The organism is Marivirga arenosa (assembly GCF_030503875.2).
In the GTDB taxonomy this organism is placed as follows: domain Bacteria; phylum Bacteroidota; class Bacteroidia; order Cytophagales; family Cyclobacteriaceae; genus Marivirga; species Marivirga arenosa.
Genome location: NZ_CP129968.2, coordinates 2,010,667 through 2,025,858, shown reverse-complemented (window position 1 = coordinate 2,025,858; position 15,192 = coordinate 2,010,667). Strand labels below are relative to the sequence as shown.

Genomic DNA, 15,192 nt, shown 5'->3' with positions numbered 1-15,192 from the left:
ATGAATACCATATTTCAATACGAGTTAGATCAGATAGCAAAACGGTGGGCTGTATATCCAATGGCTTTAGTCATTGTGATATTAGGAGTTTTCTGCGGGAATAAATTCAACATGACTGTAGGCGAAGGTATTTATCTAAATTCTCCTTACACAATTGGTTTTATGATGGGAATGCTTAGCCTGTCGATTATATTTTTTGCCATTCTATATGCTAATCAACTATTATTCAAAGAATGGGATACTAAGTTTGATTTGGTGATTTTCTCACTGCCTTTTTCAAAAATGACCTATTTAGAAGGTAAATTTTTGTTCTTTTACCTAAAAACATTTTTAAGTTTCGTCTTATTAATTATGGGCTTTGTCATAGGCCAAAATTTGCGGTCGGGTGATGAAATTCAGGTAGGCTTAAATCTATGGCATTATCTATATCCATTACTGGTATTTGGCTTACTCAATTCACTATTTGTTTGCAGTTTTCTATTCTTTACAGCATTCACTACACAAAGAAAATTATTAGTAGTGACTGGTGGGCTATTACTTTATGTCTTTTATATGGTATTATTGGTATTTTCTAACTCTCCTTTTATGTCAGGGAGTATGCCACAATCGCTTGAAGCACAGCAAATATCTGCAATATTGGATCCATTTGGACTATCCGCCTACTTTTTTGAGGCAAGATCATTTTCTGTATCTCAAAAAAATGAATCTATTGTTCCATTAAAAAATATGCTCTTATTTAATCGAGGGATTATTCTATTCATATCCGGATTGCTTTTATGGAGCAGTTATAGCTTTTTTTCATTTTCAAGAAAACAAAGTAATAAAGCTAAGAAGAGCACAAAAATCAGGATAGTAAATAGTAATTTAAGTTTAAATTCGATACCAAGCCCAGAGTTGAATTTTGGTAGTATTATGGATTTTAAATCGGCTTTATCCTTTACAAAATTAGATTTAATTTATCTTTTTAAGAGTGTAATCATTGTTGCTGTCACCTTATTACTTATTTTTTTTATAGGGATGGAAATGTATACCGCCATTGATAAGGGTGTACGATTACCTGAAAAATATGCAACATCTGGTCTTCTAGCTACTGCAATTTCAACAAACTTCCATTTATTAGGCCTCTTGATATTAGCCTATTTTGTTAATGATTTATATTGGAGAAGTCATGCTTCTAATTTCAATTTAATTGAAAAAAGCATCTATTTTTCAAAAAACAAATTAAAGGGCCATTTTATCTCAGCAACAATACTGGTTTGTTTTTTTACAATGGTTCTCATCATTGAAGGACTGATTTTTCAATTAAGTTATGGCTATTTTAGTTTTGACTGGAAAGCTTATTTAGGGGTCTTTATTTTCAATGCTTTTCCGTTAATTCTTTTTTCAGCCTTTTTGTTATTGATAAATGATACTATTAATAACCGCTATATTAGTTTAGGGATTTCTACTGTGAGCGTTTTCGCTTTGGCGAGTCCCTTGTCGAATTATATCTTTTCATATCCATTGTTCCATGTATTTTCAGGTTATAATGGAATCTATAGTGATTTCAATGGCTATGGAATCTATCTTTTAGCGTTCTCTCAGCGCCTCATATTTGGATTTGGCCTAATGGCTTTACTCTGGTTTGTAAATGATCTTGTAAAGACAAAAGTCTTTTCCACGAGAAAATCTTGGATCGTTTTAGGAGTAGTTATCTTGGGGCTTGCTAATGGCTTACTTTTTATGAAAGGATTTTCCTCCAAAAATGAAGAACAATCGATTTCAGAAGTAGTACAATATGAAAAGGCCTATAGAAAATATGAAGATATTCCGCAGCCAATCATTACCGACTTAACGACAGGTATTCATCTTTACCCTTCTAAAAACGCCTATGAAATAAATGGAAGTTATGTTTTAAGAAACAACACCAATGAGCCCATTCATAAGGTTTTAATCAATTTTCATCCAGATTTGAATATTGAATCAGCTTTATTTAAAAGTAACTCCGATAAATTACAAATTGAAGAGCATGTCACAGAGATTAGCTTGAATCAACCATTGCAACCTAATGAAGAAGCTAGTTTAACCTTTAACCTGTCCTACAAATGGTTTGCTGTTAACGGTCATCAGTCTTATAATGCTATTATTAAAAATGGTTCTTTTATGAGAATCAGTAACTACTACCCAAGGCTTGGATATCAAAACGATAGAGAAATTGACGATGAGGAAAAACGAGCTGAATTTAATTTAGGTAAAGCTTCACAGTTGAAAGCATTAGAAAGTCCAGAGATAGTGAAAAATGATTTCATCAATTTGGAAATGACCATTTCCACTGAAAAATCCCAAACCGCTTTAGGTACTGGAGATTTAATAGAGCAATGGTCTGAAAACAGCAGAAATTATTTCACCTATGGTGCAGAAAAAATACCTTTCCGTTTTGCATTAGCTTCTGCAGAATATGAACATAAATCCATTCAACATAAAAACATTACTATTCATATATTCTATTCAAAAAAGCACTTTGAGAATGTAGAGCATCTTATCGAAAATGTTAAAACCACCCTAGATTATTGCATAGAGAATTTTGGTTCTTACCCTTTTAAAACCGTCAATTTTGTTGAAATATCCGCTTTTACTTCAGGTTTTGCAGCAACAGCATATCCCTCTACGGTATTCATGACTGAAGATATGATATTTCATTCGAATCTGGACGGAGATGACGAGCAAGATGTAATCAACGAACTAGCAGGACATGAACTTTCTCATCTCTGGTGGGGAAATAGCCAAATAAACCCAGATTATAGAGAAGGTGCTACAATGCTCACCGAGACTTTGGCGATGTATACTGAAATGATGATCTACAAGAAAATGCATGGTCGTGAAAAAATGAAGGAACGATTAGAGATTCATAGGCAAATTTATGATAACGAGAAAGGTTTGTATGACAACCAACCGCTTTATAAAGTGAAGCCCGGATATACACACATTGCTTATTCTAAAGGCGCAATTGCCATGGTGAAACTTAGTGAATTAATTGGGGAAGATAAAGTAAATGAGGCTCTTAGGAGTTTTTTAAACAATAACAAATACCCCAAGAAACCAACCTCATTAGATTTGTTAGGTGAGCTTTATAAAGTTGTACCAAACGATAGTATTATATCTGAAATTGACAAATTATTTAAGGTAATCTAAATGAAACATAGAATTGACTACATCGACAAATCTGAATATTATAAAGTTGTTGAGCTATGGGAAGCGTCTGTAAGAGCAACACATCATTTTTTAAAAGAAGATGATATAGCCTATTTTAAGCCACTAATTTTAAACACCTATCTAAATGCTGTTGAGTTAAGATGTTGCAGAGATAGAGATCATAAAATACTAGGTTTTGTAGGTGTAGCTGATGGAAATCTAGAGATGTTATTTATCGACCCAGCACATAGAGGGAAAAGAATAGGTAAAACCTTATTGGAATTTGTACTGAAAAATTTAAACGTTAACAAAGTAGATGTGAATGAACAGAATGAACAAGCTGTTGGATTTTATAAACATTGTGGCTTTGAAACCATAGGACGATCTGAATTGGATGCCTCTGGAAAACCGTATCCAATTTTACATATGGAATTAATAAAATAAAAATAACAAACGAAATGAAATCAATTTTTTATTCAGTTGATTTTCCTAAATCGACACTAATTTCTGTCAACAATGTCGAATTGGAAGTATTTGAAGCAGGACAACAAAATAAAGAAAATCCCATAGTACTCTGTCATGGCTTTCCTGAACACGCTTTTTCCTGGCGCCATCAAATTCCGGCTCTAGTAAATGCTGGCTACCATGTCATTGTACCAAATCAGAGAGGTTACGGTAATTCATCTAGACCTGCAGAAATATCAGATTTTGATATAATACATTTAACCGATGACTTAGTTGCTTTACTTGATTATTACGGCTATAAAGATGCAACTTTTATAGGTCATGACTGGGGTGCCAATGTAGTATGGAATCTTGCATTATTACATCCCGATCGTGTAAACAAAATTATAAACTTGGCCTTACCTTATCAAGAGCGAGGAGAAAAACCATGGATTGAGTTTATGGAAGATTTTTTTGGTGAAGATTTCTATTTTGTTCACTTCAATAAACAACCAGGGATAGCAGATGCAATAATGAATGAAAATACATCTCGGTTCATTCGTAACATATTTCGGAAAAATGTTCCTCTTACTCCTCCAGAACCAGGAATGTTGATGATTAATCTTGCAAGAGCAGAAAAACCACTTGGGGAGCCTTTATTAAGTGATCGTGAATTGTCTGTTTTCGTTTCTGCATTTGAGTCATCAGGGTTTACAGGAAGCATTAATTGGTATAGAAACATGGATAGAAATTGGCACTTGTTAGCAGACGTCAAACCATTGATCCAACATCCTACACTTATGATTTATGGAAATCGTGATTTGATTCCAAAGTCTCAAACCTTAAAGGATTTTGCTCCTAATTTGGATGAAGTCAGTCTTGATTGCGGTCATTGGATTCAGCAAGAATTACCAGAAGAAACAAATCAAACAATATTAAGATGGTTAGAACAACATGCAGATTAAAAGTGAAATAGAGATTTCTATCATATTTATAAAATGAAAAAATTAATAACTATAGTAATTATTTTTTTTCTGTGGCATCAGAATATAGTTGCCCAGAAAATTGACAGTAATGATCAAAATTCGAGAGAGATTGACTTAATCATTGAAGCGGATGACGTTAAAATTGGAGGAACCTTATCGATTCCAACAAAATTAAATACATCATCCTTAGTCATCATGAGTTCAGGAAGTGGAGACCAGGATAGAGACGAAACATTGGAAGGCTTCAAAATTTTTAAAGTTATTGCCCACCATCTGGCATCAAAGGGAATAGCATCTTTCCGTTATGACGATAGAGGTGTAGGTGAAAGCACCGGTGATTTTGTAAACAGCACCATTAACGACCATGCAAAGGACTTGGAAAGCATAATGGATTATTTCAATACCACAAAGGAGCATCCATTCAATGATTTCATATTATTTGGGCACAGTCAAGGCGGCATACTTACTGGAAAAGTGGCTATAAGAAATGAGTCTGTTAAAAAGGTGATTTTAATGGGTGCGCCATCCGTACCACTAATAGAAGTGGTTACTTATCAGGTGAGACAAGATTATGAACATACAGATTTACCTAAAAATTTAATTGAATCTGATGTGTCTGCACACAATAAACTCATGAGAGCCATTGAAGATGACAAGAATATTGATGAGGCATATCAATTGTTCAGACAAACTACCGAATCGATATTAAATGAAATGAAGTCAAATGGAGACATGATAGACGATGAAAAAATAAAACAACAAGCTATTGCAAAAGCTGATGAATTCAAAATAATTTATGCTTTACCTTCTCTTACATCATTTCTTTACTACGACCCTTCAAAAGACTTGGAACAATTGGAAGTGCCAGTATTGAGCCTTTTTGGAGGTTTAGATTTTCGAGTTCCTATTGAGCAAAATAAAGATCGAATGGAAAATGCTCTCCTCAAATCGGGAACAGAATATCAATTTTTTACATTTGATAATGCGAATCATTTTTTCCAACAGGCTACAACTGGGAGTAAGGATGAATATGCAATACTTGAAAAGAAATTTGTAGACAATTTTTTAGAAGAAATTTCAGCCTGGATATTGCATAAATCAAATTAATGTAGTCATAAACTTTATCCACTAAAGAAAATCAAATTTCCTAATAATTCTGTAACCATTAAATAGTGGTAAGTGTCAAAGTTAAATATTAAACCAAATACTTTTTTAATCTCCATTAATTCAATTTTCATAAAATTTAAATATCAAAATAATGAGACATAATAACCTAATCATACCTTTTTCATTAGTAATAGTAATGGTATTAATACTATTTTCTTGCAATAAAAATGAAACTACAACGTCAGATGATATAGATAGATTTGAAGAAAACTATCCTGATTTTGCAGAGAAAGTGGAAAGTAAAATTGCAAGTATATACACTGAAAATGAATTATATGGAAATGTTATAATAGCAATAGTTGATGAAGATGGATTACTTTATTCCTATAATATGGATAGGGAAATCTTCGATGGTAAAAATTCAAATTTTGATAATGATACTCCTTTTTACATTGCTTCAAGTACTAAATCCTTCACAGGTACTTTGCTTAAAATCCTTGAGAAGGATGGACTTATTAATCTCGATAACCCGATAAGTGAATATATTCCTGATTTAAATTATAATTATAGTGTAGATACAAAAAATATATCAATTAAAAGTTTATTAAACCACACACATGGTACTTTTAGCACAAGGATGACGTGGAAAACTGCATTTTTAGGTTATGATAATGGGAATAATGAGTTGATAAATGATCTCAATACAGATTTCCTTTATGACCCATCAGGAAACTTCAGATATTCAAACGTAGGGCCCATTATTAGTTCAATAGCCATAGAAAATGTAACTGGCAATTCATGGAAATCAGAAATGAAAGAACACATTTTCAAACCATTAAATATGACAAATACAAGTGCTTTTGTGAGTGATTATAAAGCAAATGATATATTGCCTTCTATAACAGTTTCTAAAAAACAAGGTATAATTGAATCAAATTTCTATAAGCAAGATATAACAATGCATGCTTCAGGAGGAATTATATCAACAGTAAGTGATTTATCTAAATGGTTAAGTGCAAATATTAGAAAAGATAATAACTTAATAAAAGGTGACTCTTGGTCTGAATTAATGAATTCAACCACAGCCCAAGATAAAACATATTATACTTATCATAGATCAGGTTACAGCTTAGGCTGGGATATTGCTGAATATCAGAATGAAAAAATTTTAACTCGCTTTGGAGGATTAGCTGGAATAAGTTTTCACATATCCTTTATGCCAGAGAAAAATATAGGAGTTATTGCCTTTACAAATGATAATAGGGCTTACTTGTTACCACATCTAATTGCTAATTATGGATATAATATAATAAATTCCCTACAAGCTGATAGTATTTTTGAAAAAGAAAGGGTTGCATTTGATAAAAGTTTTGAAAGAGAGAATGAAATTGAATATCCTACGGATTCAACTCTTTTGATTAGTAATAAGGTAAATGATGCTATTATTGGAGATTATCATAATAATGACAGTTGGCCATCAATATCCATAGTTAAAATGGAAAATTACTATCTATTTAAATGGGGGATATTATCTGGTAAAATTCATAAAAATGAATCGGGCCTTACTAGTAATTTAGGAGTGCTATCCAGAAATTTCGAAATCAAAAATGACACCTTATTTACTGGATCGTTGATTTACAATAAAAAGAGTGAATAGATACTGCATAAATTCAAAATGAGTAATTAGAGCTATTTTAATTTTTTTATAAAGCATCTAAAATAACCTATAGTAATAAGAAGCTTATTATGATAAAAAAATATTAACAGAAGACATTCCTATAAAATGATAAGCATAAGAAAAACAGTCTCAAAAGATGCGAAAGCGTTATTCTGTTTAATAAAAGAACATGTTAAACCTAAGGTCAACAATAGATGCAAATTATAAAATAATCGAATTCTTTGATGTGGCTAATCAAAATATAGAAATGCTGTACATTAACCCAGAGCATAGAGGTAAAAGAATAGGTAAAACACTATTAGAATATGTCATCAACCATTTAAGAGTTTCAAAAGTTGATGTAAATGAACAGAACGGACATGCAGAAGGGTTCTACAAACATTGTGGCTTTGAAACCATAAGAAGATCCGAATTGGATGTTTCTGGAAAACCCTATCCAATTTTACATGTGAAATTAATTAAATAAAAAAATGAAACTAAAATCTATCATTCTCTTAGCACTATTACATAGTGGCCTTCATTTGGCCCAAGCTCAACAAAGTAATCTTAATCATAAAGATTCACTCAATTATGTTCTGAATCAGTATTATGAGCTCAACCTAAAAGTATTTCAACAAAACTCAATCCTGGAGGACATAGATAACATCTTTGACTTGTTTACAGACGATTTTACCTATGTACATCCAAAATATGGTGGGATATATACAAGAGAAGACCTGTACAATGGCTACAAACGTAATCAAGAGAATGGTGGCTATGACGGAAGCGTTATTGATATTAAAATAGAAAACATTATTTATGGCTTAAATGCAATTACAGTTAGCAAACGCTTTATCTCTAAAGAAGACGGTAAAGTTATTAGAGGTGATGCGCAAATGGCACTTTTTGAGTTTAAGAATGGGAAAATTTATAAGATTACTGAGTATTGGTAAAATACTAATTGCAAAAATATTATGACAAAAAATCTTTACCTATTGATCCTACTTTTTACAATAAACAAAGTTGTGTCTCAAAATTTAAATGAAGGAAAAGTATTTGGTAATTCAATAATTCTAAAGTCTGATATTTTACAAGAAGAACGAGACATCCAAATTTTCTTACCAACTAATTATGAAGAAAATTTAAAAAAATATCCAGTTCTTTATGTAATAGATGCACAACGCTACTTCTTGAATGGCATCGTATTTCAGCAAAATCTTACTTGGCAAGAAATTGTGCCAGAATTCATTGTTGTCGGAATTAACACAGATGCTGTAAAAAGACGTCATCTATTTTATAATGAGTCTTCAAAATTTATTCAATTCTTGGAAAAAGAATTGATTCCTGAGATAAACTCAAAATATAAAACACTTAATGAACAATTTTATTTTGGTTGGGAAATGGCAGCTGGACTTGGTGTTGAAATATGTGCGACCAAACCTTCTCTTTTTAATGGGTTTCTTTTAGCTAGCCCTACTCATATTTCACAAGACCGATTGGAAATGGTAATTAGAACGTTAAAAAACAACACAAAACATGATTTGAAACTATATACAGTACTAGGAACTATTGAAAACTGGGCAACAGAATCCATGTCTTCCTTAGATTCTATTTTTCGAACAAATTCTTCAAATAACATTCAATGGAAATACAATCTCTCAGATAAAGAGAATCATTACACAACCCCATTAACTACCCTAAACGAAGGATTAATACTATTTTTTAGTGACTATGGTCCAATCAGGTTTTATTCAATTAATGAGTTTTTAGATTTTGGTGGTATTGAAAAGCTTAAAAAACATTATCAAGATAGAGGAGAAAAATATCAAATTTCAGAAGAGATTCACTCTGACACAAAACATTATCTTTTGTTACAAGCCTATAAAGAAAATAATTTTAAAATTTTCGAGAAGCTATTACTCGAATTTGATGGTAAAAACTTTATCAAAAATTATTATCGACAAGCCAGATGGTTCAACAGATTTTCCAGTTTTTATTTTGAAAACAACCAATTTAAAGATGCTATAGAGATTTTAGAATTAGGGCTTGATAAATTCCCTGATGCTTCGATTTTTCATTTTGAAAAAGGAAACTATTATAAGGTAATGGGTAAAGTTGAGGATGCTAAGAAATGTTATAAAAAGGCCATTCAAATTGCAAGAAAGAATAATGAACCTGAACTAGAAAAGTATATTACAGAGTCAAAAAAGATATTATGAAATACGGAATAGTTACAGGAAGCAGTAGAGGCATTGGTTTGGCGACAGTAAAACTTCTGTTAGATAATGAAAATTGTCAAATTATTGGGAGCTCAACAGCTGGAAACCATGTATTAAACCTTTCAAACTTTAAATGTTTGAAACTTGATTTGTCAGATAGTCATTCAATTGCTGAATTTGTGGAAAAAATTGGAAATATCAAAATAGACTTTTTAATCAATAATGCAGGTGTATTACTAGAAAAATGGAATACGTCAGAAATCAAAATGGAACAATTGAAAAAGACATTCGATGTCAATGTCTTTGGGACTATTGAACTCACCGAAAAACTATTATCACTATTTACTCCCAATGCACATATTATAAATATAACGTCTGACTGGGGCTCTTTTAGCGAACAAAACTTTGATGCCTTTCAGCCACATTACAAAATGTCAAAAACGGCCTTGAATATGTATACCAAGTTGCTGGCAAAACGATTAGAGGAAAAACAAATCAAAGTATCGGCTCTAGATCCAGGATGGACACAAACAGATATGGGAGGAAAAATAGCTCCCAGGTTACCTCAAGATGTAGCTGTTGATATTTTAAATTTATTAAACAACGATGTTGAAAGCGGACAGTTTTGGCATAAAGATAAAATAAGAGAATGGTAGTTGAATATAAAATGGTTCTTAACCAACGTCAATGAATGGGCGTGAATCTAGCGGTAATTTTGTTTTATAATTAAAATTTAAAAGTTATGAAATTACAAAAAATCGCATTTGGAGTGTTAGTAGCTATGACGCTAGCATCGTGTTCAGTGCAACAATTTGCAGTGAATACCAAAACAGAACCATTTGAAAATGGTGGAAAAATATTTGGTGAAAAGACCAAAGATTTAACTTTTAGGAAATCAGGTGACATCCATCTTTTTGGTGTTAATTTAAAAGAGAGCAATGTGGATGAATTAGTGAAAGAAATGGAAGTTGATAAATACACAATTGAAACTAAATCCAACCTCTTGCTACGACTTATCTCTATGGGGGTATTTGATTACAGAACCGTTAAAGTTATTGAAAGAGAAAAATAAGCCGTGGTAGTATTGGGTTTGAATGTAGGGTACTTCATAGTAAAATATGAAGTATCCTTTTGATAGCCTTATCAAGTCAACAATTTAAATTCAAGTTTACTATTTCTATTTAGAAGCAATTCTTTTCCTTATTCTGCTGAGAGATTCAGGTTTAACCCCTAAGTAGCTCGCTAAAACATATTGTGGTATGCGATTGATTAAATCTAATCTGTTATCCAATAAATTCTTATACCTATCCTCTGGTGTTGAGGTCATGTAATTAGCCAATGCCTCTTGCTGCATACCAAAATCGTTCTCAACAGAGTTGCGACATAGGTTTTCATATCTCGGAACTCGTTTGAAAAGTTCTTGCTCTTTATCATAAGAAAGAACGGCAAGTCTACAATCCTCAACACACTCAAAATAATGACTAGCAGGTGTTTTTTGCATATAACTTTGCAAAGAAGAAACAGCCTCATCTTCGACATAGAAATTAGTTGTCTTCTCTTCACCATTAATAATATAGTACTTTCTAACACAACCCTCAATGATAAAATAAGAGGATCTGGAAACTTGTCCTTGACTTAATAGGATTGTACCTTTTGTGAAATTCCGAATTGGAATACACTCCACGAATGCCTTACTCTCTTCATCTGTTAAGGCCATAAATCTTGAGATTAATTTTGTAAGCTCATTTTCCATGATGATGCAATTTTACCTAAAGATAAAAATACAAAAAAAGGATCAACAGTTGAGTATTGATCCTTAATAATGAATGATTAGGATAGATTACACATTTATAAATAATAAATCTGATGGTTTTCTAACCTTCGGATTTTTTATAGCTGCATCATCAAAATGTCTGTATCCTACAGGAGCAATTACTGCTGCATTCAACCCCATTTCATCTAATCCTAGAATTTGATTGTATCTTTCATTATCAAATCCCTCCATAGGGCAGGCATCAATCTTTAATTCAGCACAAGCAATCAGTAAATTGTTTAAAGCAAGGTATGTCTGCTTTTCTGTCCAACTTTGTCTTTCCAGAATAGACATATTGTCAATATTAGATTTTATAAAACTTGCATAATTAATCAGCTCCTCAGTATTTTCACCTGTTGCGTCTTCAATGCGTTTAATATAGTCATCCACATGATTACCATAATTATTGGTACAATTACAAAATACAAAAAGGTGCGAAGCATCAGTAATTTGAGCCTGATCCCACGATTCTTTGCGCAATTGTTGTCTCACCTCTTCGTTAGATATAATTAGAATTCGATATAACTGCAGACCATAGGAAGATACTGACAATCGTACAGCCTCCTTCAGCTTTTCTAAATCCTCACTGGTTACCTTTCTTACTGGATTAAATTTTTTGGTAGCATATCGCCAATTTAAATTTTCAATTAATTTCATAATAACATTAACTTTTAATATAATTTTTAATAATAAATTCTTCTTTAAAGCCCACTTGCTTATATAACGGTCTTCCGCTATCAGAAGCTTGTAGAGTGGCCCAGTTAGCTCCTTTATCTTCAGCTATTTTTAAGGTCTGCAAAAGAAGGCTGCGAGCAAATCCATTCTTTCTCATCTCAGGTATTATACCCATCGAATGAATGCCCGCGATATCAGAATTACTGAAGAATAAAACTGCAGTACCAACAGGTTGATCCTCATATGTAGCTATATAATAGTCGACTACTTTCATAGTCAATGCAACTGTGTCCGGGTGAATCATATAGCCAAAAGATGCCTCAAACAAATTAGACCAGATATATGCCTGATTTGGTTCAGTTACTTTGACGACTTTAACTCGATCATCAGCTAGATTGATTCCTTCTAGTTGTTTCAACATACCATACTGTAGAGATTTCAAATCAAATTCAGCTTTTCTAAATATTTTTTCATTATGTACTGATGACTCGCCCATTAGCGGAAAAGTAAAATCTTTGAGTTTGTAATTATTAGAAAGATGCTCCAACAGTTCCGTATCAATATAACCATTAAACCATATTCTATTTGGCCATTCTGAGAGTGTCACAGCACTCAATTCATAGCGATCAGTTATCAGGTGATCTCCACCTATTTGACCAACCAACCGCCATAAACTGATAAGATTCTCTATGTTTTTATTCTTATTCATTATTTAGTATTTAATTACTGTCAAACCCATAATCATAATGAGCATTCCTATGATTTTTTTTATTGAGATTTGTTCAATAGGCATTCCAAACCACCCATAATGTGCCGCAATACTTGCAAAAATTATTTGACCTGTAAGGCCAAAAGTTACGACAGTAGATATCCCAAGTCTAGGAATCACATAGTAAAAAAGTGACAGGCCTGAGAAACTAAATAGTCCTCCCATGTACCAATAAATTGGAATATTTTTTATTTGATTCACAGTTGGGTATTCCTTAGTTGTAATGAAAAATGCTATAAGAGTAATAATAGCACTCAACAATAATGCAATGGATGTTGCTAGTAATGTATTACTGAGCATCATCCCTAGACGAGCATTGATGCCTCCCTGAATGACTACCATGACACCTACAGTCACGGATAGTACAAGTAAATATTGAGAACTCACTGGTTCTAATCTTTATTAACTGGGATAGCCAAAGGTCTCATAGGTGCACCACTAGCCCCCTTAAGTTTTAGAGAAGCAGCCATAAAGGCAAAAACATACACTTGGTCAGCAGCTAGATCCTCCAAAAACATTTGTTCAATAAACATAACCCCCTTTTCTGCAAGTAAATAGGTGTGAACAGGTACCCAATTGTCTTCTATCTCAGGAGGAAAAGCCTCTAAACTTAGGTTATCGGCACCTAACAGCATAATTTGCTTTTCTTCTACTAACCACTTCACAGCATCAAGACTAATGCCAGGATATTGATCGAGATACTGACCAGCATCTTGATAAAATCTAGCTTGACCTGTCCGAATCAACACAACATCTCCTTTTTTCAATGTGATCTGTTGCAATTTCAGTGTCTTTCTTAAATCAGCAGATGTAATCCGATAGTTTTTAGGCAATGGACCTATCTGTCCTTCAACATCGATAAGTACTCCTCTTGAAATAATAGGCGGTATAGTTTCTGCTCCTGTTTTCTTCCAACCTTTATCTCCCAAGTACTTTTCCTCAGTAAAGCCATTCCAAATTTTTCCATTGAGGCCAAAATGATTCAAGGCATCGATATGGGTACCCATGTGTGTATACATGGACACTGCATCTCCAGTATAGCTCACTTTTTGGTTCATCTCCTCTCCTCGCCCATTTGGATTATCCACAATGGTTCCATGAGGTGTATGTGTGAGCCAATACTGATAGCCAGGGTCTCCTAAGGAATGGAAACTAGGCATACCAACAAAATAATCTACACTCAGATCATAAATTTTACCAGAACTAATCTGCAACAATACTTGAAGCCTAGAAGCTTCAGACATCATATTAAGGGTTCCTATTTCATCTTCAGGACCCCACGGACTTACTCCAACTGCTTCTGTCTGTTGTGCCTTAACAACAGGTACGGTAAACAGTAATGCGATAATTAAAAATTTTCCTTTCATGATATTAACTTTTGATAACAAAGTTGGACATCACGAACTCAGCATTCATTAATATATCTTAAGAACGAATATTATCAGCAATTTTTTTGCGTAAAGCGCTTAAGTGTTCCGGAGTAATGCCCAGGTAAGAGGCAATCATATATTGGGGAATTTGTTGTTCCATATCACGATATCGGTTTACAAATTCAATATAACGTTGCTCGGCAGCCTGACTCATGTTTCGTATTGTACGATCTTGAAGAGCCACATATCCGTTTTGAGTTTTTATTCTAAAAAATCTATCCATCATTGGAACCTCATCAAACAAGCGATTGAGTCTATCACGGTGTATCTGCAATACTACGCTATCTGTAATAGCTTGAATAAATAAAGTTGAAGGCGTTTCTGTAAGGTAGGAATACAAATCGTTTACCCACCACCCCTCAATTCCAAACTGGAGAATATGCTCCATATCATTCTCTCCTATAGAATACACTTTTAAACAGCCATCAGCTACAAAATTCATATAGTTAGACCTATCGTGTTTTCGAAGGTAAAAATCCTTTTTTTTAAGATATACGGGTTTAAAGGCTTCTTCAATCAAGCAGACATCCTCCTGCTTAATTGGTACGAGTTCTTGAATATTCTGCAGCAGAAGTTTGTAGTAGGTTTGCATCGCTAGCAAGGATTAGTACAATCTATATTAAAATTAGAAAAATTAATTAATTTTAAGTAGAAGTTTATCTCAATTATATACTTATAGGATTACACAACGCAGGCTTAAATCTAATTAACGTTCGCATATTCTTATCAATCCGTTTCTTCATATAATTTAGCTAAAAATGAAAATAGTCTAATATGTTGAGGATAGGAAACTTTAGCTTTATTCTTAAGATTCTTTTCATCCAAGATTTAATTATTGCATAGCAGGTCTTTTGGTATCTATGACATACCTCTTTACTAATTAATAATCAGCTTTAGGGATAGCCTCTATTAAAAATTTGT

Annotated in this window: 16 protein-coding genes; 10 read left to right on the top strand and 6 right to left on the bottom strand. The window is 32.9% G+C overall.

The genetic code is table 11. The annotated features are described in order from the left end of the window. From QYS47_RS08695 to QYS47_RS08650, 10 genes are all read left to right on the top strand, one after another. A complete protein-coding gene (locus QYS47_RS08695; RefSeq protein WP_322345553.1) occupies window positions 1-3,171 on the top strand; it encodes a M1 family aminopeptidase in 3,171 nt (1,056 codons plus the stop codon). Beyond that, window positions 3,172-3,615, top strand: a complete 444-nt coding sequence (locus QYS47_RS08690; RefSeq protein WP_322345551.1) for a GNAT family N-acetyltransferase — start codon at window positions 3,172-3,174, stop codon at window positions 3,613-3,615. A gap of 14 nt (window positions 3,616-3,629) precedes the next feature. Further along, window positions 3,630-4,580 (top strand): alpha/beta fold hydrolase, encoded by a 951-nt coding sequence (locus tag QYS47_RS08685; protein ID WP_322345549.1) that lies wholly within the window; start codon window positions 3,630-3,632, stop codon window positions 4,578-4,580. Window positions 4,581-4,613: 33 nt separating this feature from the next. Next, window positions 4,614-5,708 carry an alpha/beta hydrolase family protein gene (locus QYS47_RS08680; protein ID WP_322345547.1) on the top strand — a complete coding sequence of 365 codons (1,095 nt, stop codon included), beginning with the start codon at window positions 4,614-4,616 and terminating at the stop codon, window positions 5,706-5,708. Window positions 5,709-5,859: 151 nt separating this feature from the next. Next, a complete protein-coding gene (locus QYS47_RS08675; protein ID WP_322345546.1) occupies window positions 5,860-7,365 on the top strand; it encodes a serine hydrolase domain-containing protein in 1,506 nt (501 codons plus the stop codon). Between the two features lie 190 nt (window positions 7,366-7,555). Continuing rightward, window positions 7,556-7,852 (top strand): GNAT family N-acetyltransferase, encoded by a 297-nt coding sequence (locus tag QYS47_RS08670; protein WP_302125969.1) that lies wholly within the window; start codon window positions 7,556-7,558, stop codon window positions 7,850-7,852. Between the two features lie 4 nt (window positions 7,853-7,856). After that, window positions 7,857-8,318, top strand: coding sequence for a nuclear transport factor 2 family protein (locus tag QYS47_RS08665; RefSeq protein WP_302125971.1), 462 nt, complete (start codon window positions 7,857-7,859; stop codon window positions 8,316-8,318). A gap of 21 nt (window positions 8,319-8,339) precedes the next feature. Further along, window positions 8,340-9,584, top strand: a complete 1,245-nt coding sequence (locus QYS47_RS08660; protein ID WP_322345543.1) for an alpha/beta hydrolase-fold protein — start codon at window positions 8,340-8,342, stop codon at window positions 9,582-9,584. Then, on the top strand, window positions 9,581-10,240 hold the full coding sequence (locus QYS47_RS08655; RefSeq protein WP_322345541.1) for an SDR family NAD(P)-dependent oxidoreductase: 660 nt from the start codon (window positions 9,581-9,583) through the stop codon (window positions 10,238-10,240). Before QYS47_RS08660 ends, QYS47_RS08655 begins: the two co-directional genes overlap by 4 nt. A gap of 86 nt (window positions 10,241-10,326) precedes the next feature. Next, window positions 10,327-10,656 carry a hypothetical protein gene (locus tag QYS47_RS08650; RefSeq protein WP_322345540.1) on the top strand — a complete coding sequence of 110 codons (330 nt, stop codon included), beginning with the start codon at window positions 10,327-10,329 and terminating at the stop codon, window positions 10,654-10,656. Window positions 10,657-10,761: 105 nt separating this feature from the next. Here the strand turns inward: QYS47_RS08650 and QYS47_RS08645 are convergent, their stop codons facing one another. The 6 genes from QYS47_RS08645 to QYS47_RS08620 form a co-directional block, all read right to left on the bottom strand. Further along, a complete protein-coding gene (locus QYS47_RS08645) occupies window positions 10,762-11,337 on the bottom strand; it encodes a Crp/Fnr family transcriptional regulator (protein WP_322345538.1) in 576 nt (191 codons plus the stop codon). Between the two features lie 87 nt (window positions 11,338-11,424). Further along, window positions 11,425-12,054, bottom strand: a complete 630-nt coding sequence (locus tag QYS47_RS08640; RefSeq protein ID WP_302125984.1) for an NAD(P)H-dependent oxidoreductase — start codon at window positions 12,052-12,054, stop codon at window positions 11,425-11,427. Between the two features lie 7 nt (window positions 12,055-12,061). Beyond that, window positions 12,062-12,781 carry a GNAT family N-acetyltransferase gene (locus tag QYS47_RS08635; RefSeq protein ID WP_322345536.1) on the bottom strand — a complete coding sequence of 240 codons (720 nt, stop codon included), beginning with the start codon at window positions 12,779-12,781 and terminating at the stop codon, window positions 12,062-12,064. Between the two features lie 3 nt (window positions 12,782-12,784). After that, window positions 12,785-13,228 carry a DMT family transporter gene (locus QYS47_RS08630; RefSeq protein WP_322345534.1) on the bottom strand — a complete coding sequence of 148 codons (444 nt, stop codon included), beginning with the start codon at window positions 13,226-13,228 and terminating at the stop codon, window positions 12,785-12,787. A gap of 5 nt (window positions 13,229-13,233) precedes the next feature. Then, a complete protein-coding gene (locus QYS47_RS08625; protein WP_322345532.1) occupies window positions 13,234-14,208 on the bottom strand; it encodes a cyclase family protein in 975 nt (324 codons plus the stop codon). A 58-nt stretch (window positions 14,209-14,266) separates the two neighbouring features. Then, window positions 14,267-14,863, bottom strand: a complete 597-nt coding sequence (locus QYS47_RS08620; protein ID WP_322348397.1) for a Crp/Fnr family transcriptional regulator — start codon at window positions 14,861-14,863, stop codon at window positions 14,267-14,269. Window positions 14,864-15,192: the final 329 nt, after the last annotated feature.

What these genes read in the sequence shown, in the direction of transcription:
- QYS47_RS08695 (WP_322345553.1), top strand. Translation starts at nt 1, where the DNA reads ATGAATACCATATTTCAATACGAGTTAGATCAGATAGCAAAACGGTGG.
- QYS47_RS08690 (WP_322345551.1), top strand. Translation starts at nt 3,172, where the DNA reads ATGAAACATAGAATTGACTACATCGACAAATCTGAATATTATAAAGTT.
- QYS47_RS08685 (WP_322345549.1), top strand. Translation starts at nt 3,630, where the DNA reads ATGAAATCAATTTTTTATTCAGTTGATTTTCCTAAATCGACACTAATT.
- QYS47_RS08680 (WP_322345547.1), top strand. Translation starts at nt 4,614, where the DNA reads ATGAAAAAATTAATAACTATAGTAATTATTTTTTTTCTGTGGCATCAG.
- QYS47_RS08675 (WP_322345546.1), top strand. Translation starts at nt 5,860, where the DNA reads ATGAGACATAATAACCTAATCATACCTTTTTCATTAGTAATAGTAATG.
- QYS47_RS08670 (WP_302125969.1), top strand. Translation starts at nt 7,556, where the DNA reads ATGTTAAACCTAAGGTCAACAATAGATGCAAATTATAAAATAATCGAA.
- QYS47_RS08665 (WP_302125971.1), top strand. Translation starts at nt 7,857, where the DNA reads ATGAAACTAAAATCTATCATTCTCTTAGCACTATTACATAGTGGCCTT.
- QYS47_RS08660 (WP_322345543.1), top strand. Translation starts at nt 8,340, where the DNA reads ATGACAAAAAATCTTTACCTATTGATCCTACTTTTTACAATAAACAAA.
- QYS47_RS08655 (WP_322345541.1), top strand. Translation starts at nt 9,581, where the DNA reads ATGAAATACGGAATAGTTACAGGAAGCAGTAGAGGCATTGGTTTGGCG.
- QYS47_RS08650 (WP_322345540.1), top strand. Translation starts at nt 10,327, where the DNA reads ATGAAATTACAAAAAATCGCATTTGGAGTGTTAGTAGCTATGACGCTA.
- QYS47_RS08645 (WP_322345538.1), bottom strand. Translation starts at nt 11,337, where the DNA reads ATGGAAAATGAGCTTACAAAATTAATCTCAAGATTTATGGCCTTAACA.
- QYS47_RS08640 (WP_302125984.1), bottom strand. Translation starts at nt 12,054, where the DNA reads ATGAAATTAATTGAAAATTTAAATTGGCGATATGCTACCAAAAAATTT.
- QYS47_RS08635 (WP_322345536.1), bottom strand. Translation starts at nt 12,781, where the DNA reads ATGAATAAGAATAAAAACATAGAGAATCTTATCAGTTTATGGCGGTTG.
- QYS47_RS08625 (WP_322345532.1), bottom strand. Translation starts at nt 14,208, where the DNA reads ATGAAAGGAAAATTTTTAATTATCGCATTACTGTTTACCGTACCTGTT.
- QYS47_RS08620 (WP_322348397.1), bottom strand. Translation starts at nt 14,863, where the DNA reads ATGCAAACCTACTACAAACTTCTGCTGCAGAATATTCAAGAACTCGTA.